Source organism: Nonomuraea terrae, from assembly GCF_004348995.1.
GTDB classification, from domain to species: domain Bacteria; phylum Actinomycetota; class Actinomycetes; order Streptosporangiales; family Streptosporangiaceae; genus Nonomuraea; species Nonomuraea terrae.
The window spans coordinates 1-21,494 of the sequence record NZ_SMKQ01000162.1 but is presented as its reverse complement, the minus strand read 5'-3'; the positions used below and the strand labels follow the sequence as shown (position 1 = coordinate 21,494).

25 protein-coding genes are annotated in these 21,494 nt (G+C 72.6%); 8 read left to right on the top strand and 17 right to left on the bottom strand.

Features of this window, described 5'->3' with window-relative positions; translation table 11 throughout:
* The 3 genes from E1286_RS34825 to E1286_RS34815 form a co-directional block, all read right to left on the bottom strand.
* Positions 1–628: MFS transporter (locus E1286_RS34825; protein ID WP_132619418.1), on the bottom strand; the 628-nt coding region annotated here is incomplete at its 3' end.
* Positions 625–1,275, bottom strand: coding sequence for an LppX_LprAFG lipoprotein (locus tag E1286_RS34820; RefSeq protein ID WP_132619416.1), 651 nt, complete (start codon positions 1,273–1,275; stop codon positions 625–627). The genes E1286_RS34825 and E1286_RS34820, both read right to left, overlap by 4 nt.
* A 60-nt stretch (positions 1,276–1,335) precedes the next feature.
* Positions 1,336–1,794, bottom strand: a complete 459-nt coding sequence (locus E1286_RS34815; RefSeq protein ID WP_132619414.1) for a MarR family winged helix-turn-helix transcriptional regulator — start codon at positions 1,792–1,794, stop codon at positions 1,336–1,338.
* 33 nt (positions 1,795–1,827) lie between these two features.
* On the opposite strand from E1286_RS34815, the gene E1286_RS34810 reads away from it, so the two are divergent.
* On the top strand, positions 1,828–2,757 hold the full coding sequence (locus E1286_RS34810; RefSeq protein ID WP_132619412.1) for a cation diffusion facilitator family transporter: 930 nt from the start codon (positions 1,828–1,830) through the stop codon (positions 2,755–2,757).
* Here the strand turns inward: E1286_RS34810 and E1286_RS48305 are convergent.
* The 3 genes from E1286_RS48305 to E1286_RS34800 all read right to left on the bottom strand — a co-directional run bounded on the left by E1286_RS48305 (position 2,750) and on the right by E1286_RS34800 (position 5,017).
* On the bottom strand, positions 2,750–2,926 hold the full coding sequence (locus tag E1286_RS48305; protein WP_165970045.1) for a hypothetical protein: 177 nt from the start codon (positions 2,924–2,926) through the stop codon (positions 2,750–2,752). The two genes, E1286_RS34810 and E1286_RS48305, sit on opposite strands and share 8 nt — an antisense overlap.
* 9 nt (positions 2,927–2,935) lie before the next feature.
* Positions 2,936–3,523, bottom strand: coding sequence for a 4'-phosphopantetheinyl transferase family protein (locus E1286_RS34805; protein ID WP_132619410.1), 588 nt, complete (start codon positions 3,521–3,523; stop codon positions 2,936–2,938).
* Between the two features lie 90 nt (positions 3,524–3,613).
* Entirely contained in the window at positions 3,614–5,017 is a 1,404-nt protein-coding gene (locus E1286_RS34800) for an aminopeptidase P family protein (RefSeq protein WP_132619408.1), read from the bottom strand.
* A gap of 143 nt (positions 5,018–5,160) precedes the next feature.
* Between E1286_RS34800 and E1286_RS34795 the strand changes: the two genes are divergently transcribed.
* The 4 genes from E1286_RS34795 to E1286_RS34780 are packed head-to-tail and all read left to right on the top strand — an operon-like array spanning position 5,161 to position 8,691.
* Entirely contained in the window at positions 5,161–5,589 is a 429-nt protein-coding gene (locus E1286_RS34795) for a CBS domain-containing protein (protein WP_132619406.1), read from the top strand.
* Between the two features lie 25 nt (positions 5,590–5,614).
* The gene (locus E1286_RS34790) at positions 5,615–6,232 is read left to right on the top strand and encodes an Rv1352/Rv1906c domain-containing protein (protein ID WP_484213920.1); all 618 of its coding nucleotides are present in this window, start codon (positions 5,615–5,617) and stop codon (positions 6,230–6,232) included.
* Between the two features lie 60 nt (positions 6,233–6,292).
* A complete protein-coding gene (locus E1286_RS34785) occupies positions 6,293–7,066 on the top strand; it encodes a cyclase family protein (RefSeq protein ID WP_132619402.1) in 774 nt (257 codons plus the stop codon).
* Positions 7,063–8,691, top strand: coding sequence for a thiamine pyrophosphate-binding protein (locus E1286_RS34780; RefSeq protein ID WP_132619400.1), 1,629 nt, complete (start codon positions 7,063–7,065; stop codon positions 8,689–8,691). The genes E1286_RS34785 and E1286_RS34780 overlap by 4 nt, the downstream gene beginning before the upstream one ends.
* Before the next feature lie 4 nt (positions 8,692–8,695).
* Here E1286_RS34780 and E1286_RS34775 read toward each other — a convergent pair whose 3' ends face one another.
* From E1286_RS34775 to dhaK, 3 genes are read right to left on the bottom strand one after another with little or no spacing between them, the layout of a single operon-like run.
* Complete coding sequence (locus E1286_RS34775) at positions 8,696–9,070, bottom strand: PTS-dependent dihydroxyacetone kinase phosphotransferase subunit DhaM (protein WP_132619398.1); 375 nt, start codon at positions 9,068–9,070, stop codon at positions 8,696–8,698.
* Entirely contained in the window at positions 9,070–9,696 is a 627-nt protein-coding gene (gene dhaL / locus E1286_RS34770; RefSeq protein ID WP_132619396.1) for a dihydroxyacetone kinase subunit DhaL, read from the bottom strand. Before dhaL ends, E1286_RS34775 begins: the two co-directional genes overlap by 1 nt.
* The gene (dhaK, locus tag E1286_RS34765) at positions 9,696–10,676 is read right to left on the bottom strand and encodes a dihydroxyacetone kinase subunit DhaK (RefSeq protein ID WP_132619394.1); all 981 of its coding nucleotides are present in this window, start codon (positions 10,674–10,676) and stop codon (positions 9,696–9,698) included. The genes dhaL and dhaK overlap by 1 nt, the downstream gene beginning before the upstream one ends.
* Positions 10,677–10,761: 85 nt before the next feature.
* Here dhaK and E1286_RS34760 point away from each other — a divergent pair, with 85 nt between their 5' ends.
* Positions 10,762–11,514, top strand: coding sequence for a lysophospholipid acyltransferase family protein (locus tag E1286_RS34760; RefSeq protein WP_132619392.1), 753 nt, complete (start codon positions 10,762–10,764; stop codon positions 11,512–11,514).
* Between the two features lie 32 nt (positions 11,515–11,546).
* Here the strand turns inward: E1286_RS34760 and E1286_RS34755 are convergent, their stop codons facing one another.
* Together E1286_RS34755 and E1286_RS34750 are read right to left on the bottom strand one after the other, a co-directional pair.
* A complete protein-coding gene (locus tag E1286_RS34755; RefSeq protein ID WP_132619390.1) occupies positions 11,547–12,353 on the bottom strand; it encodes a serine/threonine-protein kinase in 807 nt (268 codons plus the stop codon).
* A gap of 56 nt (positions 12,354–12,409) precedes the next feature.
* Complete coding sequence (locus tag E1286_RS34750) at positions 12,410–13,651, bottom strand: MFS transporter (RefSeq protein WP_132619388.1); 1,242 nt, start codon at positions 13,649–13,651, stop codon at positions 12,410–12,412.
* 53 nt (positions 13,652–13,704) lie between these two features.
* Between E1286_RS34750 and E1286_RS34745 the strand changes: the two genes are divergently transcribed.
* Complete coding sequence (locus E1286_RS34745) at positions 13,705–14,301, top strand: winged helix-turn-helix domain-containing protein (protein ID WP_132619386.1); 597 nt, start codon at positions 13,705–13,707, stop codon at positions 14,299–14,301.
* 3 nt (positions 14,302–14,304) lie between these two features.
* Here E1286_RS34745 and E1286_RS34740 read toward each other — a convergent pair whose 3' ends face one another.
* From E1286_RS34740 to E1286_RS34725, 4 genes are all read right to left on the bottom strand, one after another.
* Entirely contained in the window at positions 14,305–14,928 is a 624-nt protein-coding gene (locus tag E1286_RS34740) for a DJ-1/PfpI family protein (RefSeq protein ID WP_132619384.1), read from the bottom strand.
* Positions 14,929–14,931: 3 nt separating this feature from the next.
* Positions 14,932–15,894, bottom strand: coding sequence for a GlxA family transcriptional regulator (locus tag E1286_RS34735; protein WP_132619382.1), 963 nt, complete (start codon positions 15,892–15,894; stop codon positions 14,932–14,934).
* A gap of 115 nt (positions 15,895–16,009) precedes the next feature.
* Positions 16,010–17,635 (bottom strand): L-glutamate gamma-semialdehyde dehydrogenase, encoded by a 1,626-nt coding sequence (pruA, locus tag E1286_RS34730; RefSeq protein ID WP_132619380.1) that lies wholly within the window; start codon positions 17,633–17,635, stop codon positions 16,010–16,012.
* Complete coding sequence (locus E1286_RS34725; protein ID WP_132619378.1) at positions 17,636–18,553, bottom strand: proline dehydrogenase family protein; 918 nt, start codon at positions 18,551–18,553, stop codon at positions 17,636–17,638.
* 75 nt (positions 18,554–18,628) lie between these two features.
* On the opposite strand from E1286_RS34725, the gene E1286_RS34720 reads away from it, so the two are divergent.
* Positions 18,629–19,690, top strand: a complete 1,062-nt coding sequence (locus tag E1286_RS34720) for a PucR family transcriptional regulator (protein WP_132619376.1) — start codon at positions 18,629–18,631, stop codon at positions 19,688–19,690.
* A 44-nt stretch (positions 19,691–19,734) separates the two neighbouring features.
* Here the strand turns inward: E1286_RS34720 and E1286_RS34715 are convergent, their stop codons facing one another.
* Both E1286_RS34715 and E1286_RS34710 read right to left on the bottom strand, forming a co-directional pair.
* The gene (locus tag E1286_RS34715; protein ID WP_132619374.1) at positions 19,735–20,838 is read right to left on the bottom strand and encodes a glycosyltransferase; all 1,104 of its coding nucleotides are present in this window, start codon (positions 20,836–20,838) and stop codon (positions 19,735–19,737) included.
* Between the two features lie 110 nt (positions 20,839–20,948).
* Positions 20,949–21,494 (bottom strand): PP2C family protein-serine/threonine phosphatase (locus tag E1286_RS34710; RefSeq protein ID WP_132619372.1); only part of this gene is annotated, 546 nt, incomplete at its 5' end.

The window sequence follows — 21,494 nt, the reverse complement described above, 5'->3', positions numbered from 1 at the left end:
GGGTGCGGGCGGCTGCGCCGGTCGGTGCGGTGGGGCGGGCTGGGATGGTCACGTGGATGGCCAGGGCGGCGAGGGCTGCCAGGGGGACGTTGATCCAGAAGATGGCGTGCCAGCCGCCCAGCTCCACGCCCGCCACCACCGTGCTCGGCGCCAGCGCCAGCAAACCGCCGTACAGCGGCCCGAGCGCGCTGCCGAGCTCCTGGGCCGCGCCGACCGCGCCCAGGGCCACCGGGCGCTCGCGTTCGTCCCACAGGTCGCCGATGAGCGCCATCGTGATCGGCAGCAACGCGCCCCCGGCCACCCCCTGGACCGTGCGCCCGGCCACCACCATCAGCTCCCCGGCCGCCAGCGCCGTCAGCACCGAGCCGAGCGCGAACGCCGCCAGGCAGGCGTGGATGAGCGGCCGCCGTCCGTACCGGTCGGAGAGCTGGCCCAGCAGGGGCATCGCGGCGACGTACCCCAGCAGGAAGCCCGTGACGATCGGGGTGGCCCGCTCCAGGCGGTTGAGCGGGATGCCGACGTCTTCGGCGACGGCGGCGAGGACCGTCACCACGACGTACGCGTCGAGCGCGGCGAGCAGCACCACGGCCCCGCCCGCGCCGAGCGCGACCCGGCGGGCGCGCCTCATCCGGCGGCGGGCGGAGTGATCGTGACCGGCGCGTCGTAGTCGCTGAACGACACCGTCACCGTGCCGCCCCGCAGCGGGATGCCCGCCTTGGCGAGCCGGCTGGTGGCCCGGTCGATCCAGAGCGTGCCGTTGACGCCCTCGGTGACGCCGGGGACGATCTGGCCGAGCACCTGGCCGGGGAAGGTCGCGGCCACGCGGTACGACTCGCCCTCCACGCCCTCCACCTTCGGGCCGGTGGCCGAGGCGAGCAGCTGCGCGATGCCCTTGGTCGGCTCGAGGATCACCGACGGGTCGTAGACCTGGGCGAGCTGCTCACGGGTCATCTTCTGGAAGCCGCCCGTCGGCCCCTTGAAGTGGACCGTGTCGCCGACCACGGTGAACGTCAGCTCCTGCAGGGTGCCCAGCACCTCGAGCGTGATCGTGCCGTCGGCGTCGCCCTGCGCCGTGAGCCTGCCGTCGGCCGTCTTGACCGGCACGTTGGGCTCACCCTCCGTCGCGATCGAGAAGCCGGCCGTCTTGACGGCCTTCATGGCCTCGGAGGCCTTCTTCATCAGCTCCGGCCCGGCGGGCAGCTCCTCCCCGGCGCCGCCGGACGAGCACGCCGCCGTCAGCGCGAGGACCGCCACGATCAGTAGCTTTCTGAGCATGAGCGGATCGTAGCGAGCGCCGGCGACAGTCCGTGAGCCGCGGGCGATATCGGTTGGGTGTCAGCGCAGCTTCTTCAGGTGGTCCACGATCGGCGCGAACCACGACTCGATCGCTTCGAGCTGGTCGTCGGTGAGCCGGTCGACGAAGTGTTCGCGCACACCCGCCACGTGGGCGGGCGCCAGCCGCTGGATCGCCTCCCAGCCCTCGTCGGTCAGCACCGCGAACGTGCCGCGCCGGTCGTCGCGGCAGTCCTCCCGCCGCACCAGCCCCTTGGCCTCCATGCGGGAGATCTGGTGCGACAGCCGGCTGCGCGACTGGATCGTGGCGTCGGCCAGATCGCTCATCCGCATGCGGCGCCCGGCGCTCTCGGAGAGGTTGACCAGGATCTCGTAGTCGTTCAGCGACAGAGAGTGCTCCTGCAGCTCACGGTCGAGCCGGTGCATGAGCAACTTGTGCAGCGCCAGATGCGTACGCCAGGCGCGCTGTTCGGCGGGAGATAGCCAGCGAGGCGGGCTCATGATCCCAATCTAGCGCACGTAGGGTGATGCCCCATGGGGGGCAAGTCGGGAGAAAGCCTGGCCACCGTACTCGTGGCGGGCGCGGCGAACCTCGCGATCGCGCTGGCCAAACTCGTCGCCGGCCTCATCGGCGGCTCGGCGGCGATGTTGTCGGAGTCGGCACACTCCGCCGCCGACACCGTGACCGAGCTCCTCCTGCTGGTGGCGGTGCGCCGCTCCGGGCGGCCCGCCGACCGGCGGCACCCGTTCGGCCACGGCAAGGCCGGGTTCGTGTGGGCGACGATGGCGGCGGTCGCCACCCTGGTGGGCGGGGCCGGGTTCTCCGTCACGCACGGCCTGCACGAGCTCAGCCACGGCGAGGAGCTGGCGAACCTCACCCCGTCGTACGTCGTGCTGGCCGTCGCGTTCGTCATGGAGAGCCTGTCGTTCGCCAAGGGGTACACGCAGTTGCGCCGGCAGGCCGCCGGCCTGGGGATCGCGCCCGTGCGGCTGGTGCGGCTGACGTCCGACACCGCGCTCAAGGCCGTGCTGTTCGAGGACGCGGCCGCCCTGATCGGGCTGCTGATCGCCGGCGCCGGGCTGGCCGGCTCGCAGCTCACCGGCTCGGCGGTCTGGGACGGCGCCGCGTCGGTCGCCATCGGCGTGCTCCTGCTCGTCGTCGCGCTCGTCCTCATCCGGTCGAACCTGTCGCTGCTCATCGGCAGGGCCGCGCCGCAGCAGGTCGAGACCGGCATCCGCGCCGTGCTGGTCGCCCAGCGCGAGGTCGAGGACGTGGTGGAGCTGCTCACGATGATGATCGGCCCCGGCGACATCCTGGTCGCCGCGAAGATCGACTTCAGGGACGAGGCCACCGCCGCGGGGGTGGAGACGGCCTGCGACGAGCTCGACCGGCGGCTGCGGGAGGCTTTCCCCGGGATCACCCAGGTCTTCCTGCACCCCACCCAGGGCGGCCCGGTCAGGTGAACGCCATGACGATCGCGACGCCGACGACGTGCATGAGCACGACCGCGACGAGCAGCGAGACGAACACGAACTTCGCCGGTCCGTGCTCGAACGTCTTGCCCTCTTCGAGCGGCCTGCGCTTGGCGACGCGGTCGGCGATCCGCTCTTCGAGAGGCTTGCGGTAGAACATGCCCCCACCCTAATCGGGGATGGGGACCCTCCTCGCGGGGGCGTCGGTGACGACCGCCACCCTGATGTCCGGCCCGGCGCTCCACTCCAGCAGGTGCCGGCCCGTGAGGTCGTCGCCGCCCGCGGTGAGCCGGCCGAGCGCCAGCTCGCCGCGCTTGACGAGCGCCTCCTTGCGGGTGACGTGCCTGATCAGCTCGTCGTTGCCGGTGACCATCGCCCGCTCGCGCGGGGTGAGCACGCGGTCGGCCAGCACGGTGTCCAGCGGGCCCCTCGGGACGCGCTCGGCGTCCACGCCGACCTTGCCGGGCCCGGCAGCCGCGCACACGTAGCCGCGGGTGTGACTGAGGCTGAGGCCCAGCTCGGGGGCCTGCTCGACGTACGGCCTGCCGTGGCCGTGGCCGTGCAGCTCGCAGTATTGACGCAGCGTCAGCTCCGCCGGATCGGCGCCGAGCACGGCGGCGGCGCAGAGGCGCGCGAGAAGGTGGGCGGCCACGAAACCGTCGCGGTCGTCCTCGAACCGGAAGCGCCCGGCCCGTTCCCGCTCCACGCCGGTGAGCCAGTCGTCCGGGGCGAGCACCTCCTCGGGGCGCCCGCCCATGGCCAAGGTGCCTATCGTCGTTCCTCGGTCGCTCGTGTGGCACGGAGGGACACCTCCTGCCGTTGACACGACGATCCTAGGACCGCGCCTTCACCGCAGGGCCGACATCCAGGACTCGATCTCGTCCGGGTGACGGGGGAGCGCCGAGGACATCAGCCGGGCCCCGCCGGCCGTGACGACGAGGTCGTCCTCGATGCGGATGCCGATGCCGCGCAGCTCCTCGGGCAGTGTCAGGTCGTCGGGCTGGAAGTACAGGCCGGGCTCCACGGTCAGCACGTGACCCTCCTCCAGCACGCCGTCGAGATAGACCTCCGCCCGCGACTTGGCGCAGTCGTGCACGTCCAGGCCCAGCATGTGGCCGCTGCTGCACAGCGTGTAGCGACGGTACAGGCCGGTCTCCATGAGCGTGTCGGTCGACTCCTTCAGCAGGCCCCAGTCGCGCAGGCCGTCGCAGATGACGCGCATGGCCGCCTGGTGGAAGTCGCGGAAGCGGGCGCCCGGCCGGAGGGCGGCGATGGCCGCGCTCTGCGCCTCGTACACCAGCTCGTACGCCTGCCGCTGCACCGGGCTGAAACGCCCCGACAGGGGGAACGTGCGCGTGACGTCGGCGGTGTAGAGGGTGTCGGTCTCGACGCCGGCGTCGAGGAGCAGCAGGTCGGCCGGGTTCAGGGCGCCGTCGTTGCGGATCCAGTGCAGGACGCACGCGTGGGAACCGGACGCGACGATGCTGTCGTAGCCGGTCGCGTTGCCCTCCAGCCGCGCCCGCAGGCCGAAGACGCCCTCCACGTACCGCTCGCCGCGCGGGTGGCCGATCGCCTGAGGCAGTGCCCGCACGACGTCCTCGAAGCCGCGCGCGGTCGAGTCGACGGCCGACTGCAGCTCGCCGACCTCCCACTCGTCCTTGACCAGCCGCATCTCCGCCAGGAACGACTCCAGCTCCGCGTCGCCGTCGCCCCGCGGCACCCGCGCGTCCACCTTGGCGTCCACGCCGCGCAGCGCCCGCGCCGGAGTCCTCAGGTCGAGGTCGCGGATGTGCGCGCACTCGATCTGGTACATCTCGGCGGCCTCCGCCAGGTCGGGGCGCGGACCTGCCCAGAACTCGCCGTAGCGGCGGTCGCGGTAGAACTCCTGGCCCTCCTCGCGCGGCGCGCGGGGCCGTACGTACAGGGTCGCCTCGCCGGACGGCTCGATCACCAGCACGTCGTCCGATTCGCCCGCCCCCGTCAGGTACGAGTACGCGCTGTGCGGCCGGAACCGGTAGTCGGTGTCGTTGCTGCGGACCTTCAGCGTGCCGGCCGGGATCACCAGCCGTTCGCCGGGGAACCGCTGCGCGAGCGCGGTGCGGCGCTTGGCCGCCCACGGCGCGATGGGCCGCGCCGTGACCTCGGGCGGGACCTCGGCCGCGCGGGCGCCGGCCCAGCCGGTGCGCATGAACGCGGCGAGCTCCTCGGTGACGGGCAGGTCGTGACTTCCGGTGTTGAGCGGCTCGGTCATCTGGCGTGTTCCCTGTGGTGATATTTCAGTATTTGTACGGCATTCCGTACCGGATGCAGCCTACGGGAGTCGCAAGCCACACCCCCATGGGGTTGTTTGCCCGCGTGCTGGCTTGGAACACTGAGGGCGAAGGGGTGGTGCACATGCTCATCGGGACGATCCTTCGCGCCAAAGGCGCCGACGTCACGACCGTCGCCCCAGGGGCGACCGTGCGGGAATTGCTCGCCAAGCTCGCCCGACACAACATCGGCGCCGTCGTGGTGTCCTCCGACGACGTCACCATCCAGGGCATCGTGTCCGAACGCGACGTCGTGCGGCGCCTGCACGACCGCGGCTCGGAGGTCCTGGACGAGCCGGTGTCGGCCATCATGACCACCGAGGTCCACACGGTCACGCCCGCCGAGAACGTCGACTCGCTGCGGCGCATCATGACCACGCAGCGCTTCCGGCACATGCCCGTCGTCGAGGACGGCCGGCTCGTCGGCATCGTGAGCATCGGCGACGTGGTCAAGAGCGCCATCGAGGAGCTGGAGACGGAGAAGGCGTCCCTGGTCGACTACCTGCACCGTTGACAGGGATGGGACGCTTGGTCCCGTGATGTACGGGCCGCCCCCTCCCGAATACGCCCCGGTGCCGGAGTACCCGAGGGCGACGAGCAGTCCGCCGATCATCCTGCTGGTGTCGGGGCTCGCGGCCCTGCTGGGGTTCCTGCTGGGGGTGTTCGTGGGGTTCGGCGCCGGTGCGGAGCCGGACTCGTCCGCGCCCCAGGTCACCGTGACGGTCACGGAGAGCGAGCCCGCCCCGCAGGAGACCGTCGGAACGCCGCCGGAGGCCACGCCACCCGCCCAGACACCACCGAGTCAGACGCCGCCCGGCCTGACGCCGCCGAGCCAGACCCCGCCCGGGGTGATCCCACCGGAGCAGACCGTGCCCGGACAGACCGGCCCTGGCGAGACGCTCCCCACGGCCACCGGCCCCGCCGTCAACCCGGCGTCCGGCCTGCTGCGGACGCTCGCGGTCGGCACGGACATCCAGCCCGGCACCTACCGGACGACCGGCCCCGTGGCCGGGTTCACCATGTGCTACTGGGTCAGGATGAACGCCACCGGCGGCGTGATCGCCAGCGGCATGCCCACGGGCCCGGCGAGCGTCACCATCCAGCCCGCGGACAAGGAGTTCCACACCGGCGGTTGCGCCGAGTGGACCGTCGCGTGAGCTGTTGGCACGGCCCGGTGGAGCATAGGAGGATGCGCTCACGCGAACAAGGAGGACGACATGTCGGTGTTGCAGAGCTTCGTGGACAGTGTGCGCAACGGCGCGATCGAGGTGATCGACCTGACCGCGCCCCTCACGGCGGACACGCCGATCCTGCAGCTGCCCGAGCCGTTCGGCAACACGATCCCGTTCCGGCTGGAGGAGATCAGCCGCTACGACGACCGCGGCCCGGCCTGGTACTGGAACGACATCCACACGGGCGAGCACACGGGGACGCATTTCGACGCCCCCGTCCACTGGGTGACCGGCCGCGACGGTGAGGACATCTCGCAGGTGCCCGTGCGCAGCCTCATCGCGCCCGCCGTCGTGCTCGACTTCTCCGCCGAGGCGTCCAAGGACCCCGACTTCCTGCTCCAGATCGACCACGTGAAGGAGTGGGAGCGGGCCAATGGCCCGCTGCCCGAGGGCGGCTGGCTGCTCTACCGCACCGGCTGGGACGCCCGCTCCGCCGACCAGGCGTCCTTCATCAACGCCGACGAGAGCGGCCCGCACACGCCGGGCATCTCGGCGGAGTGCGCCTCGTGGCTGGCCTCCGAGACGCCGATCCTGGGCCTCGGCGTCGAGACCGTCGGCACCGACGCGGGCGCCGCCCACTCCTTCGACCCGGCCTTCCCGTGCCACTCCTTCCTCCTGGGCGCCGGCAAGTACGGCCTCACGCAGCTGCGCAACATCGACCGCCTGCCGGTGACCGGTGCCGTCGTGGTCGCGCCGCCGCTGCCCATCGTGCACGGCTCCGGCAGCCCGGTCCGCGTCCTGGCCCTGGTGGAACGTTGATCTTCGCCGAGGCCGTCGGCCGCGCGCTGGCCGCGTGCGGCGCCGAGATGACGTTCGGGGTGGTCGGCAGCGGCAACTTCCACGTCACCAACGCCCTGCTCGCCGGCGGCTCGCACTTCGTCGCCGCGCGCCACGAGGGCGGGGCCGCGACGATGGCCGACGCGTACGCCCGGATGACCGACGGCGTCGCGGTCGTGTCCGTGCACCAGGGGCCGGGGCTCACCAACGCGATGACGGGCGTCACCGAGGCGGCCAAGAGCCGTACGCCGCTGGTCGTCCTGGCCGGTGAGGCCACCGAGATCACCTCCAACTTCCGCATCGACCAGGCCGCGCTCGCCACGGCGGTGGGGGCGGTGCCGATGCGGCTCACCGCCGCGGACAACCCCGTGGAGCGGGCGGCCGAGGCGTACCGGGTGGCGGTGGAGGAGCGGCGCACGGTCCTGCTGAACCTGCCGCTCGACGTCCAGTCCATGCCCTACGACGGGCCGCTCGACCCGCCCGCCCTTGCGGCGTCGGCCCCCGCACGCACGTGGGACGACGGCGCGGTGGCCGAGCTGGCGCGGGCCCTGGCGGCGGCGCGGCGGCCGGTGTTCATCGCCGGGCGCGGCGCCAGGAGGGCGCGGCGGGAGCTGGAGGAGCTCGGCGAGCGCGCGGGCGCGCTGCTGGCGACGTCCGCGGTGGCCAAGGGGCTCTTCCGCGGCAGCCCGTGGGACCTCGACGTCTCCGGCGGCTTCGCCACGCCCCTGGCCGCCGAGCTCATCCGTGGCGCCGACCTGATCGTGGCCTGGGGCTGCGCCCTGAACATGTGGACCACCCGGCACGGCTCTCTCGTCTCACCGGGGACGAAGGTGGTCAAGGTCGACCTCGACCCCGCCGCGTTCAAGACGCACGTGCCCGCCGACCTCGGCGTGACCGGCGACGTGGCGGACGTGGCGCGGGCGGTGGCCGGCCGGCTGACCGAGGGGCCGGGATACCGTACGCCGGAGATCGCCCGGCGCATCGAGGCGGAGGGGCGCTGGCGGGCGGTGCCGTTCGAGGACGAGAGCGGCGGGGGCCGGATCGACCCGCGGACGCTCACCGTCGCCCTGGACGACCTGCTGCCCCCGCAGCGGATCGTCTCCGTCGACTCCGGAAATTTCATGGGATATCCGTCGATGTTCCTGGACGTCCCGGACGAGGGCGGGTTCTGCTTCACGCAGGCGTTCCAGTCGGTCGGGCTGGGCCTGGCGACGGCGATCGGCGCGGCGCTGGCCCGACCTGACCGCATCCCGGTGGCCGCCCTCGGCGACGGCGGCGCGTTCATGGGCCTGGCGGAGCTGGAGACCGTCGTCCGCCTGCGCCTGCCCATGGTGATCGTGGTCTACGACGACGAGGCGTACGGCGCCGAGGTGCATCACTTCGGCCCGCACGACCAACCGCTCGACACGGTCAGGTTCCCTCCGGCCGACCTGGCCGCCATGGCCAGGGGCCACGGCATCCCCGCCGTGACCGTCACCCGGCCGGAGGACCTGTCAGAGGTCGGGGAATGGGCGCGCGGGCCGTTGGACGGCCCCCTCCTGGTGCACGCCAAGGTGACACGGGAGCGCGGCTCCTGGTGGCTGGAGGAGGCGTTCAAGGGCCACTGAGCCGTCAGAGCTTGCGGAAGGCGCGGGCCTCCTCGGCGGCGGCGAGCACGTCGGCCAGCGGCATGCCCGCGCCCGCGGCCACCGCCGCCGAGATCGCCCCTTCCACGAACGGCACGTCGGCGATCACCACGCGCCCCTCCTCCTCCAGCAGCCGGGCGGACAGCACCGAGCTGCCCAGGTCGGGGATGAGCACCACGCCGTCGCCCTGGTCGACGGCGCGCACCGCCTCCTCGATGAGGTCGGTGCTCGTGCCGAGCCCGCCGTCCTGCGTGCCGCCGGCCCCCGCCACCGGCGTCTGGGCCCCGGCGATGCCCCGGGCCAGCGCCGCCGTCTCCGCCGCCAGACCGGCGCTGTGGGAGACCAGGACCAGCCCCACCATCACGCCGCCTCGCGCGCCACGGTGGCCAGCGCCTCCATGAACAGCGCAGACGAGGCCGCGCCCGGGTCCATGTGGCCGACGCTGCGCTCGCCGAGGTAGCTGGCGCGCCCCTTGCGGGCGCGCATGGGGATCGTCGCCTCGGCCCCCTCGGCGGCCGCGCGGGCCGCCTGCTCGACCGCCTCCCGCACGCCCACCCCGTCGCGTACGGCCAGGGCCAGCGCCCGGGAGGCCGGGGCCAGGGCGTCCACCATGGTCTTGTCGCCCAGCGCCGCCTTGCCCAGCCGCTCGACCGCCACGACGCCCTCCTCGAACGCCGCCGAGAACGCGGCCAGCGTCACCGGCGACTGCAGCGCCTTGCCCATCTGCCGGAACACCGACCCGTACAGCGGGCCGGAGGCGCCGCCGACGCGGCGGATCAGCGTCGTGCCGGCGATCGTCAGCACCTCGGCGGGGGAGCCGGGCGGTGACTCGGCCAGCGCCTTGCGAACCTCGGTCAGCCCGCGGTCGAGGTTGGTGCCGTGGTCACCGTCGCCGATCTCCGCGTCGAGCCTCGTCAGACGGTCGCGGTCGCGGTGGACGAGCCGGGCCGCCTCCTCGAACCAGGCCACGCACAGGGAGGCGTCCATCAGCGCCCCCAGCGCAGCGCGGGCGTCTCGACGGGCGCGTCCCACAGCCGGGTCAGCCGCTCGTCGAGCCGGCAGACCGACACGGAGAAGCCCTGCATGTCGAGGCTCGTCACGTAGTTGCCGACCAGCGAGCGGGTCACCCTCGCCCCCTTGCCCCGGGCGAACGCCGCCACCTCCGCGTACACGACGTACAACTCCATGAGCGGGGTGCCGCCCATGCCGTTGACCATGACGAGCAGGTCGTCGCGGAGCGGCAGATCGGCGTGGATGGCCTCCATCGCCAGGACCGCCAGCTCGCGGGCAGGGCGCATCGGCACCCGGGCCCTGCCCGGCTCGCCGTGGATGCCGATGCCCAGCTCGACGTCCGTCGCCGGCAGGTCGAACATGGGCTTGCCGGCCGCCGGGGTCGTACAGGAGGTCAGGGCGATGCCGAACGAACGGCTGCGCTCGTCCACCTCGCGCGCCACGGCGGCGACCTCGGCGAGCGGTGCGCTCTCCTCGGCCAGCGCGCCGGCGATCTTCTCCACGAACAGCGTGGCGCCGGTGCCGCGGCGGCCCGCGGTGTAGAGGGAGTCCTGGACGGCGACGTCGTCGTCGACCAGGACACTGGCGACCTCGACATCCTCGACGAGTTCGGCGGCCATCTCGAAGTTGAGCACGTCGCCGGTGTAGTTCTTGACGATGTGGAGCACGCCGGCGCCGCCGTCGACCGCCTGGGTCGCCTCCACGATCTGGTCGGGGACCGGTGAGGTGAAGATCTCGCCGGGGCAGGCGGCGTCGAGCATGCCGTACCCGACGAATCCGGCGTGCAGCGGCTCGTGACCCGAGCCACCGCCCGACACCACACCGACCTTGCCCGGGAGGGGACCCTCGGCCCGGTAGACCACCCTGTCACGGACCCGCAGCGACGGGTGGGCGGCGGCCATGCCGTTCAGCGCGTCCTCAACGACGGATTCTGCCGTGTTGATGAGCTTCTTCATGGTTTGAACATCTGCCCTCTTTCACGACCGCGCAAGCGTGCGCCGGAGGATGGGGGTGGTCCGGCGGGACTGCTACCTTCTGGTCATGGCTGAGATCGTGTACCCGCCGGTGATCGCCGCCGCGCGGACCCTGTTTCGCGTGCTCGACCTGCGTTTTCACATGGAGGGCACCGAGCACGTGCCGAGGTCCGGGGGAGCGGTGCTGGTGAGCAACCACATCAGCTACCTCGACTTCATCTTCGCGGGCTTCGCCGCGCTGCCGTCGAAGCGCCTGGTGCGCTTCATGGCCAAGGAGGACGTGTTCAACCACCGCGTCTCCGGGCCGCTCATGCGCGGGATGCACCACATCCCGGTCGACCGGGGCGCGGGCGCCAGCTCGTACGCCACGGCGCTGCGCATGCTGAAGGCGGGCGAGGTGGTGGGCGTGTTCGCCGAGGCCACGATCAGCCGGTCGTTCACGGTCAAGGAGATCAAGAGCGGCGCCATCCGGATGGCCCAGGCCACCGGCACCCCGATCATCCCGGTGGCGCTGTGGGGCGGTCATCGGCTGTGGACCAAGGGCCGGCCGCGCAAGCTGCTGCAGCGCCACGTGCCGCTCACCATCCTGGTGGGCGAGCCGATGTACCCCAAGCGCGGCGAGAACGTCAACGACCACACCACCGACCTGCACGCCCGGCTGTCGGAGCTGGTCGACCGGGCGCAGCGCACGTACCCGGAGATGCCGCCGGGCGTGTGGTGGCAGCCGGCCCACCTCGGCGGCAGCGCGCCGACGCCCGAGGAGGCCGCGGCGATGGACGCCGCCGAGGCCGAGGCCCGGGCGAGCAGGCAGGACGACTGAGACGCGCGGGGGCGGGCCGGGCCCGCCCCCGCTCAGATGGCCGCCTGGTACGCGCTCGCCCGCATGCCCGCCAGCAGCGTCGCCGTCTGCTCCGGCGCGAACCTGCGCACCGGGTCGTGGTGCAGCAGGCCCTCGATGAGCGGACGCATCACCCCGGCCCGACGCGGCGGCGGGTACGGCCCGCTGCGCGCCATGGCGAGCACCGTCGCCGCGTCCTGGCCCGGATAGGGCGGCTGGCCCTCGATGGCGCTGTAGAGCGTGGCGCCGAAGGACCACATGTCGGCCTCCTTGGAGGCCGGCCCCCCGTGCAGCCGCTCGGGAGCCATGAACGCCGGCGTGCCCCGCAGCCGCCGCGACGTCGTCATCCGGATGTCGCCCTCGGCCGTCGCGATGCCGAAGTCCGTGAGCACCACCCGGTCGCCGGTCAGCATGACATTGGCGGGCTTCACGTCACGATGCAGCACGCTCGCCTGGTGGGCGGTACGCAGCGCCGCCAGCAGGTGCTGGCCGATGGCCGCCACCGACTGCGCGGGCAGCGTGCCCACCTGCGAGAGCAGCTGATGCAAGGACAGCCCGTCGAGGTACTCCATGACGATCCAGAGCTTGCCGCCCTCCTCGATCAGGTCGTGCACCGTGATGATGTTGGGATGCGTCAGCCCCGCGGCCATCCGGGCTTCGCGCAGCACCCGGCGGCGCACCATCTCGGCCTCCCCGGCCAAGGTCAGCTCCTTCAGCGCCACCGTACGGTGGAGGAGCTGATCGAAGGCGCGCCAGACGACTCCCATACCCCCACGACCGGCCTCCTCGTGCAGGAGGTACCGTCCGCCGATCTTCCGCATACCATCCCCTCATGCTCGGGGATAATCATGTCACTTCACCGCGCTTCCGTGCGTGCCTAACGTGATCTGGATATGTCAGAAAGTGTGGGCTCGCTGGTCAGGGTGCCGGAAATTCGATCCGACAGGGCGCGCCACACCAGCGCGACCGCGGCCAGGCACACCACCGTCGCGCCCGTCAGCACCACGCCGATCCCGGCCGCCTCGGCCGCGAGACCGCCGAGCGCCGCGCCGAGCGGCATCCCGCCCATGCCCATCAGCCGGTACGCCGAGTTGACCCGGCCCAGCAGCTCGGCCGGGATGAGCCGCTGCCGCGTCGAGATCACCAGGACGTTGCCGGCCGCACCGGTCATCCCCCACAGGACGGCGGTCGGGTAGAGCACCCACGCCGACGGCACGGCCACGGGCGCCAGGAGCAGCAGGCTGGTCGCCAGCCAGGCCCCGAGGAGCGTCCTGACCTCGCCGAACAGGGCGCAGACGCGCGCGGACAGCAACGAGCCGAGCACCGCTCCGGCGGCGAAGGCCGTGGTCATCAGGCCGTACTGGCCCGGTTCCAGCCCCATGCGCGACTCGTCGCCGACCGCCCACAGCACGAACACCGCGAAGTACGCGGAGTTGGCCATGTTGAGCAGGCCGGCCGTGATCGCGAGGCTGCGCAGGATCCGGTGCGACCACAGGTAGCGCAGCGCTTCGGCGATCTCCCGGCGCAGCGGGCGCCGTCCGCCCGCCGGAGCGGCGGGCCGGTAGGCGCCCCGCATGCCGAGCAGCAGCAGGGCCGCGGCGGCGTACAGCAGGGCGGGAGCGCCGAAGACGGCGGCGGGCAGGGCCACGACGAGCAGGCCCGCCACAGGGGCGCCGACGAAGTCGTTGCCGATCATCTGGGCGGTGGACACGCGGCCGTTAGCCTTCGTCAGGTCCTCCCGGGCGACGGTCATGGGCAGGACGGACTGCGCCGTCAGGTCGGCGAAGACCTCGCACACGCCGGCCAGCAGCACGGCGGCGACCAGCAGCCACAGGTTGAGCAGGCCGAGGCAGGCCCCCAGCGCGGTGGCGGCGAGCACGGCGGTCCTGGCCAGGTTCGCGGCGACCATGATCCGGCGCCGGTCGGCGCGGTCGGCGAGCGCGCCCGCGTGCAGGGCCAGCGCCAGCCAGGGCAGCGTGCCCGCGGCGGCCACCAGGGACACGAGGGCGGGCGAGCGTGTCATGGAGACGGCGAGCAGCGGCGCGCCGATCTTCAGGACGCCGTCGGCCAGGTTGGACGCTCCCGTGGACCACCACAGGTAACCGAACGAACGTCCCACGGGTTCACTCCCAAGTGTGCATAAATTCCTTTGCAAAGATATGCTTGCACACTATGGCGAACAAGAGCTTCTCCGCCCGGACGCTCGACGCGGACGCCCTGAAGGCGTTCGCCCATCCGCTGCGGCTGCGGATGTACGAGCTGCTCGACGAGCACGGCCCCTCCACCGCCACCCGGCTCGCCGGTCTGCTGGGGCAGAACACCGGCGCGACCAGCTACCACCTGCGTGAGCTCGCCCGGCACGGCATGATCGAGATCGTGCCGGGGATGGGGCGGGGCAAGGAGAAGTACTGGCACGTCACGCCCGGCGGCTTCTCCTACGGCGAGCCGCCCGCCGGCGACCCGGAGGCGGTGAGCGCGATGGAGCGCCTCCTCGACGACCTCGTGCGGCAGCGAGGCGCGGAGCTGGCCCGCTGGCGGCGCGCGGCGGATCAGGCGCCGCAGGAGTGGCTGGAGGCGAGCGCGTACGGGCGGCGGTCGCTGCGGCTCACCGCGGAGGAGACGGAGCTGATGCGCGACGAGGTGTTCGCGGTGCTGGAACGCTTCCGGGCCGTGTCGGACGGCAGGGACGACGCGGCTCCGGGGGAGGACGTCGCGCACGTGGTCGTGCACTTCGACGTCCTCCCCCTGGGCGCCGTCCCGGAAGGCTGACGGTCAGGTGATAAGGGCCAGGGCGCGCTCGGCCAGGCCCTCGGGGGCGGTCTTCAGGGAGCCACTGGTGAACGGAGGCTGCGGGTCGTACTCGATGGCGAGCTGGACGCTCTGCGCGGTCACCGGGTCGGCCGCCCGCGCCAGCAGGGTCAGAGCCATGTCGATGCCCGCCGACACCCCGGCGGCCGTCACGATCTTGCCGTGCTCGACCACGCGCTCGCTCACCGGCACTGCCCCGGAGTTGGCCAGGAAGTCGAGCACGGCCCAGTGGGTGGTGGCCTTGGCGCCCGCGAGCAGCCCTGCCGCCCCCAGCAGCAGTGAGCCGCTGCAGACCGACGTCGTCCAGCGGGTGTGCTCGTGCGCCCGCCGGATCCACCCGACGAGCGCCTCGTCCTCCATGACGTCCAGGGTGCCGAGCCCGCCGGGGACCACGATGACGTCAGGCGCGGGCACGTCCGCGAACGAGGCCGTCGCGGCCAGCGTGAGCGAGCCGCGGTCGTCGGTCACCGGCCCCGCCTGCGCGGCGGCGAACGTGACCGTCCAGCCCGGCGCGAAGGCCAGCACGGTGTACGGCCCCACGGCGTCGAGCGCGGTGAACCGGGGATAGAGCGGGATGACGGCGTGCATGGGTCATTTCTCCTTCGACTGGAACCGGCGGCGGTGGTCGCCGGGGGTGATGCGCCAATGTCGCCGGAAGACGCGGTAGAGCGTCTCCGAACAGCCGAGCCCCGACTCCCTGGCCACGGTGTCCAGCGGCAGGCCGGTCACCTCCAGGAGCCGTCGGGCGGCCTCGGCGCGGCTGCGTTCGACGTACCGGCCGGGTGACATGCCGGTCTGCTTGGTGAAGACGCGTGAGAAGTGGCGCTCGCTCATCCGTGCCCGCGCGGCGAGCGCGGGCACGCTGAGGTCGGCGGCCGGGTTGGCCTCGATGTAGGCCTGCAGCTCCCTGAGCGGCTCGCTGCGCGGCGTCAGGGCCCGCATGGGAGTGCTGAACTGGCTCTGCCCGCCCGGCCGGTGCAGGTAGACGACCAGGCCGCGGGCGACGTCGCGGGCGAGCGCGTGGCCGTGGTCCCTGGCCACCAGCGCCAGCGCCAGGTCCACGCCGGACAGGACGCCGGCGGAGGTCCAGACGTGGCCGTCCTCGATGTAGAGCGGGTCGGCGTCAACCTCGACGCCGGTGTAACGGCGGCTCAGCTCACCGGCGGCCAGCCAGTGCGTGGTCGCCCGGCGGCCCTCCAGCAGGCCCGCCTGCGCCAGCAGGAACGCGCCGTTGCAGACGGAGGCCACCCGCCGGGCGCGCCCGGCCAGCGCCGCGATCCCCGCGACCAGTTCCCGGTCGGCCACGTGGTCCGGCACGGACATGCCGCCGGCCACCAGGAGCGTGTCGACCGGCCCGGTGACCTCCGACAGCGCCGACGCGTTGACCGTGACGCCGTTGCCCGCGCTCACCTCGCCCGCGCGCACGGCCACGACCTGCACCCGGTAGCAGTCGCCGGGAGAGAGCAGGGCGACCAGGCCGAACACGTCCGCCGGCCCCGCCATGTCGAGGAGCTGGAAGCCGGGGAAGACGACGATCAGGACCCGTCGTTGCATGCCCTCCATGCTGGTCGCGGGCGGGACATGGCGTCAACGACACGAATCTTGCACATTACGCCAGAAGCCCCCGGGGGCAGGACCCGGGGGCTTCTGGTGACAATGGGCGCGAAGATCAGCCCATGTGCGGGTAACGGTGGTCGGTCGGCGGCACGAAGGTCTCCTTGATCGCGCGGGCGCTCACCCACCGCGTCAGGTTGAAGATCGAGCCGGCCTTGTCGTTGGTGCCCGAGGCGCGCCCGCCGCCGAACGGCTGCTGGCCGACGACCGCGCCTGTCGGCTTGTCGTTGACGTAGAAGTTGCCCGCCGCGAAGCGCAGCCGCTCGGACGCGGCGTTGATCGCGTACCGGTCCTGGGCGATGATCGAGCCGGTCAGCGCGTACGGGGCGATGCCCTCCATCTGGTCGAGCACGGCGTCGTAGTCGCCGTCGTCGTAGACGTGCACGCCGAGGATCGGCCCGAAGTACTCCTTGACGAAGATCTCGTCGGTCGGGTCGGCGCACTCCAGGATCGTCGGCTTGACGAAGTAGCCCACGGAGTCGTCGTAGGAGCCGGTGAGCACGTCGATGTTCGCCGCGGCGCGCGCCCGGTCGATCGCCTCCTTGTGCTTGGCGAACGCCCGGCCGTCGATGACCGCGCCCATGAACGTCGACAGGTCGGCCGTCACGTCGCCCACGGTCAGCGACTCGGCGGTGGCGACGAAGTCGTCACGCATGCGGTTCCAGACCGAGCGCGGCACGTACGCGCGCGAGGCGGCCGAGCACTTCTGGCCCTGGTACTCGAACGCGCCCCTGATCAGCGCCGTGGACAGCACCGCCGGGTCGGCGGACGGGTGGGCCAGCACGAAGTCCTTGCCGCCGGTCTCGCCGACCAGGCGCGGGTAGCCGTGGTAGGAGGCGATGTTCTCGCCGATCGTGCGCCACAGGTGCTGGAACGTGGCGGTCGAGCCGGTGAAGTGGATGCCGGCCAGCGCCGGGTGGGTCAGCGCCACCTCGGAGATGGCCTGCCCGCTGCCGGTGACCAGGTTGATCACGCCCGGCGGCAGCCCGGCCTCCTCCAGCAGTCGCATGGTGAAGTGCGCGGCGAACTGCTGGGTCGGCGACGGCTTCCAGACGACGACGTTCCCCATCAAGGCCGCCGAGGTCGGCAAATTCCCGGAAATGGCGGTGAAGTTGAACGGCGTGATCGCCAGCACGAAGCCCTCGAGCGGCCGGTACTCCATCCTGTTCCACACGCCCGGCGACGAGTTCGGCTGTTCGGCGTAGAGCCGGCGCGCGTAGGCCACGTTGAAGCGCAGGAAGTCGATGAGCTCGCAGGCCGCGTCGATCTCCGCCTGCTGCGCCGACTTCGACTGGCCCAGCATGGTCGCCGCGTTCAGCGTCGCCCGCCACGGGCCCGACAGCAGGTCGGCCGCCTTCAGGAAGATCGCCGCCCGCTCGTCGAACGGCAGCGCCCGCCAGGCCGGCGCGGCCCGCAGGGCGCTGTCGACGGCGTCCTGCACGTCCCGGGCCGAAGCGTCGTTGGTCCGGCCCAGGACGGAGGCATGGTTGTGCGGCTGCACCACGTCGATGGCGGGCCCGCCGCCGAGACGCTGCTCGCCGCCGATGGTCATGGTCAGGTCGATCGACGCCCCGGCCAGCTCCTTGATGCGGTTCTCCAGCGCGGCCCGCTCGGGGCTGCCGGGAGCGTAGCCGTACACGCGCTCGTTCTCGGGCACGGGGACGTTGCTGATGGCATCCATTTACTTACCCCCAAGGGCACGAAGGAAGAAGGCGACGTTGGCCGGGCGCTCCGCCAGGCGGCGCATGAAATAGCCGTACCAGTCGTCGCCGTAGGGGACGTAGACGCGGACCGTGTGGCCGGCCCCCGCGAGGGACTCCTGCAGGTCGGTCCTGATTCCGTAGAGCATCTGGAACTCGTGGTCGCCGATCGTCCGCCCGAACCGGTCGGCGAGCAGCTCGGTGATCGCGATCATGCGATCGTCGTGCGTCGCCACCATGGGGTAACCCTTCCCCGCCATGAGGATCCGCAGGCATCGCACGTACGCCTTGTCCACGGCGGTCCGGCCCTGGTGCGCGACGGAGGCCGGCTCGCGGTAGGCCCCCTTCACCAGCCGGACGCGGGAGCCCTCCGCCGACAGGTCGCGGCAGTCGTCCTCGCTGCGGAACAGGTACGCCTGGATGGCCACGCCCGTCGACGGGTGGTCCTCGCGCAGCTTGCGCAGGATGCCCAGCGTGGAGTCGACGGTGGTGTGGTCCTCCATGTCGAGCGTGACGGTGGCGCCCACGGCCGCGGCGGCGGCGCAGATCTCGCGGGCGTGCTCCAGGGCCATGGCGTCGTCGAGCCGCTGCCCGACGGCCGACAACTTCACCGACACCTCGCCCCTGGCGCCCAGCCGCAGGGGCTCGAGCGCCTGCAGCAGCGTGATGTAGGCGTTCGCGGTGGCCTCGGCGGCGCGCGCGTCGCGCGTCTCCTCGCCGAGGTGATCGACGGTCACGGCAAGCTTGGCGTCACACAGCCGCTCGATGGCGTTGCGGGCCTCCTCGACGCTTTCGCCCGCCACGAATCGGTCCACGACCTTCTTCGTGAGAGGGAAGCCCGACACGGCGCGGCGCACGACGCCGCTGTTGGAAGCGGCGAGCAGCAGTTGACCCAGCATGCTTCAAGTCTAAAAAGCCAGGTCAGAGGGGGCCATCGACGCGCGTAACGCGCAGTGTGGGACGCTGTCATACAAATGCACAATTCCGCCGACCTACAAGAGATCGTCGACGAGATCGCCGCCCGGCTGGGGGCGTCCGCGACGCTGGAGGACCGATCGTTCCGGCTGCTGGCCTACGGCGCGCAGCACGGCGACATCGACACGGTCCGCCAGGAGTCCATCCTGCGCCGGCGCGCCACGGGGGAGGTGCGCGAATACTTCGAACGCTACGGCATCGCCCGGGCGAGCGCCCCCGTCCGCATCCCCGCCGACGCCGAGCTCAAGGTCCTGGCCCGGGTCTGCTGGCCGCTGCGGCACGCCGAGGTCACCTACGGCTACCTGTGGCTGCTCGACTCGGGGGAGCTGACCGACGAACGGCTGCGCTCCGCCGCGCCGCTGGTGGCCACGGCCGCCGCCGCGCTCGCCCAGGAGGCCAGGAGCCGCCAGGACCTCGGGCGCGAGCTGCGCGCGCTGTTGTCCGCCGATCCCGAGGAGCGCGCGAACGCCACCGTCGAGCTGCCCGGCCCGGTCACCGCCATCGCCGTACGCGAGTCCGAGGAGCGCCTGGCCGCCCTCTGGACGCTCCCGCGCGGCGTCCTGGCCCGCCCCGGCTCACCGGTCGCCCTGCTCAGCCCCGCCCACCTCGCGGCAGAGGTGGCGCAGAGCGTCCAGAGCGCGTACGGCACCGCGGCCGGCGTCGGCGGGCCCAGGGCCGACCCGGCGGACGCCTGGCTGAGCTGGCGGGAGGCCCGCCAGGCGCTGCGCATCGCCGAGCACTTCCCCCGCCACGCGCCGGTCGCGCGCTGGGAGGACCTGGGCGTGCACCGCCTGCTGGCCCGGCTCGGCCAGGCCGACCTGCGCGAGCTGGCCGCCGGCACCGCGGCGCTCGACGCCGAGCTGGCCCAGACCCTGGAGATCTACCTCGACCGGGGCGGTCACGTCCAGCGGACCGCCGCGGAGCTCGGCATCCACCGTCAGACGCTCTACTACCGGCTGGGCAAGGCCGAGCGCCTCACCCACCGCGACCTGGGCGACGGCGACGACCGCCTGGCCCTGCACCTGGGTCTCAAGGCCGCCCGGCTGCTCCCCGGCACGTGAGGAGGGGCCCGGCGTCCGGGCCCCTCCTCTTATGTCGGATCTCGTCAGGCGCAGGCCGCCTCGTAGACCCGGACCAGCTCCTGGCTGACCCGCTCCCACGAGTAGCGCGAGCGCGCCCGGTCCGCGGCCGCGTACCCGAGCGCCGTCCGCAGCGTCGGGTCGGTGAGCAGTTCGCGGGCCATCCGCGCGGTACGGGCCGGCCGGTCCGGCGGCACCAGCAGCCCGGTGACCCCGTCGACGATCGAGTCGAGGTGCGCGCCCACGGCCGAGGCGATCACCGGCACGCCGCACGCCATCGCCTCCAGCGCGACGATCCCGGTCACGGCCTCGCGCGGCACCGACACCACGGCGTCCGCGCTGCGCATCAGTTTCGGCACCGCCGAGCGCTTGACCTGGCCCAGCAACGTCACCCGGTCGGCCACGCCGAGCTGCTCGGCCAGCGCGCGCAGGCGGCGCGCGTCCCGGTCCTGCTCCAGCTGTTCTGGCTCAGGACCGCCCGCGATGACCAGCTCGACGTCGCCCAGCCCCTGCAGGGCCCGCACGATGGTGTGGGCGCCGCGTTCGATCGACAGCGGGCCCACGTGCAGCAGGCGCCTGCGGTTGCCCTTCGAGGCCACCGCGCCCCGGCGCTGGAAACGCTCGGTGTCCACGCCGTACGGCACGATCGCGATGTTGTTGCGCGGCACCCCCAGGCGGATCAGGGCCGACTCCTCGTCGCCCGAGCCCGCGATCACCGCGTTGGCCCGGCGGCCGAGCGCCCGTTCCACCTCGATGTGGGTGGCGTCAACCGTGTGGAACGTCTGGGTGACCGGCACCCCCAGGCCCTTCGCGCCCGCCACGGCGGCCAGTCCGCCCGTCCACGAGTGCGCGTGGATCACGTCCGGCCGGTGCTGGCTCCACCGCCGCATCAGATGGTCGCCGACGTCGTTCAGGTACGGCGCCACGTCGTCGGGCGTCAGCTCCAGGGCCGGCCCCACGTCGATGTGCTCCAGTGTGACCCCCGGGGCCACCCGCGTCTTGGGCTTGTCCTCGGCGTTGTCACGGCGGGAGTAGATGGTGACGTGGTGCTCGCGCCCCAGCTCCCGTGCGACGGACAGGATCCGCTGGCGCTGCTTGCCGTTGGCGGAAGCGACGATCGCAATGTTCATGGCACACCTCTGCAGCGTGAAAAAGCCTGAAGGGTGTGCCTGCGTCTTAGGCACGTCGTACTACGCCTTTGACCATACCCAGGTTCGGCTGATTCGCAAACCCTTGCAGATCAGACGCCGCGCAGGGCGAACACCACGATCTCGTCCCAGACCTGGCCGCCCGAGAACGCGTGCCGGTCCGCCTCCACCGCCTTGACCACGGTGGACGGTGCCTGGCCCGCGCACCGGCTGAGCGCGTCGGCCAGCCGTTCCTCGCCGTACGGCTCGCCGCGTTCGTTCCTGGAGGAGATGAGCCCCTCCGAGTAGAGCACCAGCGTCTCGCCGGGGGCCACCGTCAGCGCCTCCACGCCGGTCTCGGCCTCGGGGGAGATGCCCAGCGGCACGCCGCCGCCCGCGGCGAAGCGCACGCCGCCGTCGGGCTGCAGCAGCGCGGCGGGGTGGTGGCCGGCCGACGACAGGCGGATCCCGCGGCCCTTGACGAACCCGGCCACCGCCATCACGAACATGCCGGTGCCCTGCGCCACCAGGGCCTCGTTGACCTTGCGCATCACCAGGTCGGGGTCGGACTCCCAGACGCTGAGCACCCGCAGCCCGCCGCGCACCATGGCGCTGACGGAGGCCGCCTCCTCGCCCTTGCCCGCCGCGCCGCCCAGCGC

Bases quoted from the DNA above. Each gene is read 5' to 3' on its own strand.
- E1286_RS34805 (WP_132619410.1), bottom strand. From the start codon at position 3,523: ATGGGCGGGCGCCCCGAGGAGGTGCTCGCCCCGGACGACTGGCTCACC.
- E1286_RS34790 (WP_484213920.1), top strand. From the start codon at position 5,615: ATGTACGGGCCGCCCCCTCCCGAATACGCCCCGGTGCCGGAGTACCCG.
- E1286_RS34740 (WP_132619384.1), bottom strand. From the start codon at position 14,928: ATGCACGCCGTCATCCCGCTCTATCCCCGGTTCACCGCGCTCGACGCC.
- E1286_RS34815 (WP_132619414.1), bottom strand. From the start codon at position 1,794: ATGAGCCCGCCTCGCTGGCTATCTCCCGCCGAACAGCGCGCCTGGCGT.
- E1286_RS34720 (WP_132619376.1), top strand. From the start codon at position 18,629: ATGCACAATTCCGCCGACCTACAAGAGATCGTCGACGAGATCGCCGCC.
- E1286_RS48305 (WP_165970045.1), bottom strand. From the start codon at position 2,926: ATGTTCTACCGCAAGCCTCTCGAAGAGCGGATCGCCGACCGCGTCGCC.
- dhaL (WP_132619396.1), bottom strand. From the start codon at position 9,696: ATGGACGCCTCCCTGTGCGTGGCCTGGTTCGAGGAGGCGGCCCGGCTC.
- E1286_RS34785 (WP_132619402.1), top strand. From the start codon at position 6,293: ATGTCGGTGTTGCAGAGCTTCGTGGACAGTGTGCGCAACGGCGCGATC.
- E1286_RS34810 (WP_132619412.1), top strand. From the start codon at position 1,828: ATGGGGGGCAAGTCGGGAGAAAGCCTGGCCACCGTACTCGTGGCGGGC.
- E1286_RS34735 (WP_132619382.1), bottom strand. From the start codon at position 15,894: ATGCAACGACGGGTCCTGATCGTCGTCTTCCCCGGCTTCCAGCTCCTC.
- E1286_RS34800 (WP_132619408.1), bottom strand. From the start codon at position 5,017: ATGACCGAGCCGCTCAACACCGGAAGTCACGACCTGCCCGTCACCGAG.
- E1286_RS34760 (WP_132619392.1), top strand. From the start codon at position 10,762: ATGGCTGAGATCGTGTACCCGCCGGTGATCGCCGCCGCGCGGACCCTG.
- pruA (WP_132619380.1), bottom strand. From the start codon at position 17,635: ATGGATGCCATCAGCAACGTCCCCGTGCCCGAGAACGAGCGCGTGTAC.
- E1286_RS34820 (WP_132619416.1), bottom strand. From the start codon at position 1,275: ATGCTCAGAAAGCTACTGATCGTGGCGGTCCTCGCGCTGACGGCGGCG.
- E1286_RS34795 (WP_132619406.1), top strand. From the start codon at position 5,161: ATGCTCATCGGGACGATCCTTCGCGCCAAAGGCGCCGACGTCACGACC.
- dhaK (WP_132619394.1), bottom strand. From the start codon at position 10,676: ATGAAGAAGCTCATCAACACGGCAGAATCCGTCGTTGAGGACGCGCTG.
- E1286_RS34755 (WP_132619390.1), bottom strand. From the start codon at position 12,353: ATGCGGAAGATCGGCGGACGGTACCTCCTGCACGAGGAGGCCGGTCGT.
- E1286_RS34775 (WP_132619398.1), bottom strand. From the start codon at position 9,070: ATGGTGGGGCTGGTCCTGGTCTCCCACAGCGCCGGTCTGGCGGCGGAG.
- E1286_RS34725 (WP_132619378.1), bottom strand. From the start codon at position 18,553: ATGCTGGGTCAACTGCTGCTCGCCGCTTCCAACAGCGGCGTCGTGCGC.
- E1286_RS34745 (WP_132619386.1), top strand. From the start codon at position 13,705: ATGGCGAACAAGAGCTTCTCCGCCCGGACGCTCGACGCGGACGCCCTG.
- E1286_RS34715 (WP_132619374.1), bottom strand. From the start codon at position 20,838: ATGAACATTGCGATCGTCGCTTCCGCCAACGGCAAGCAGCGCCAGCGG.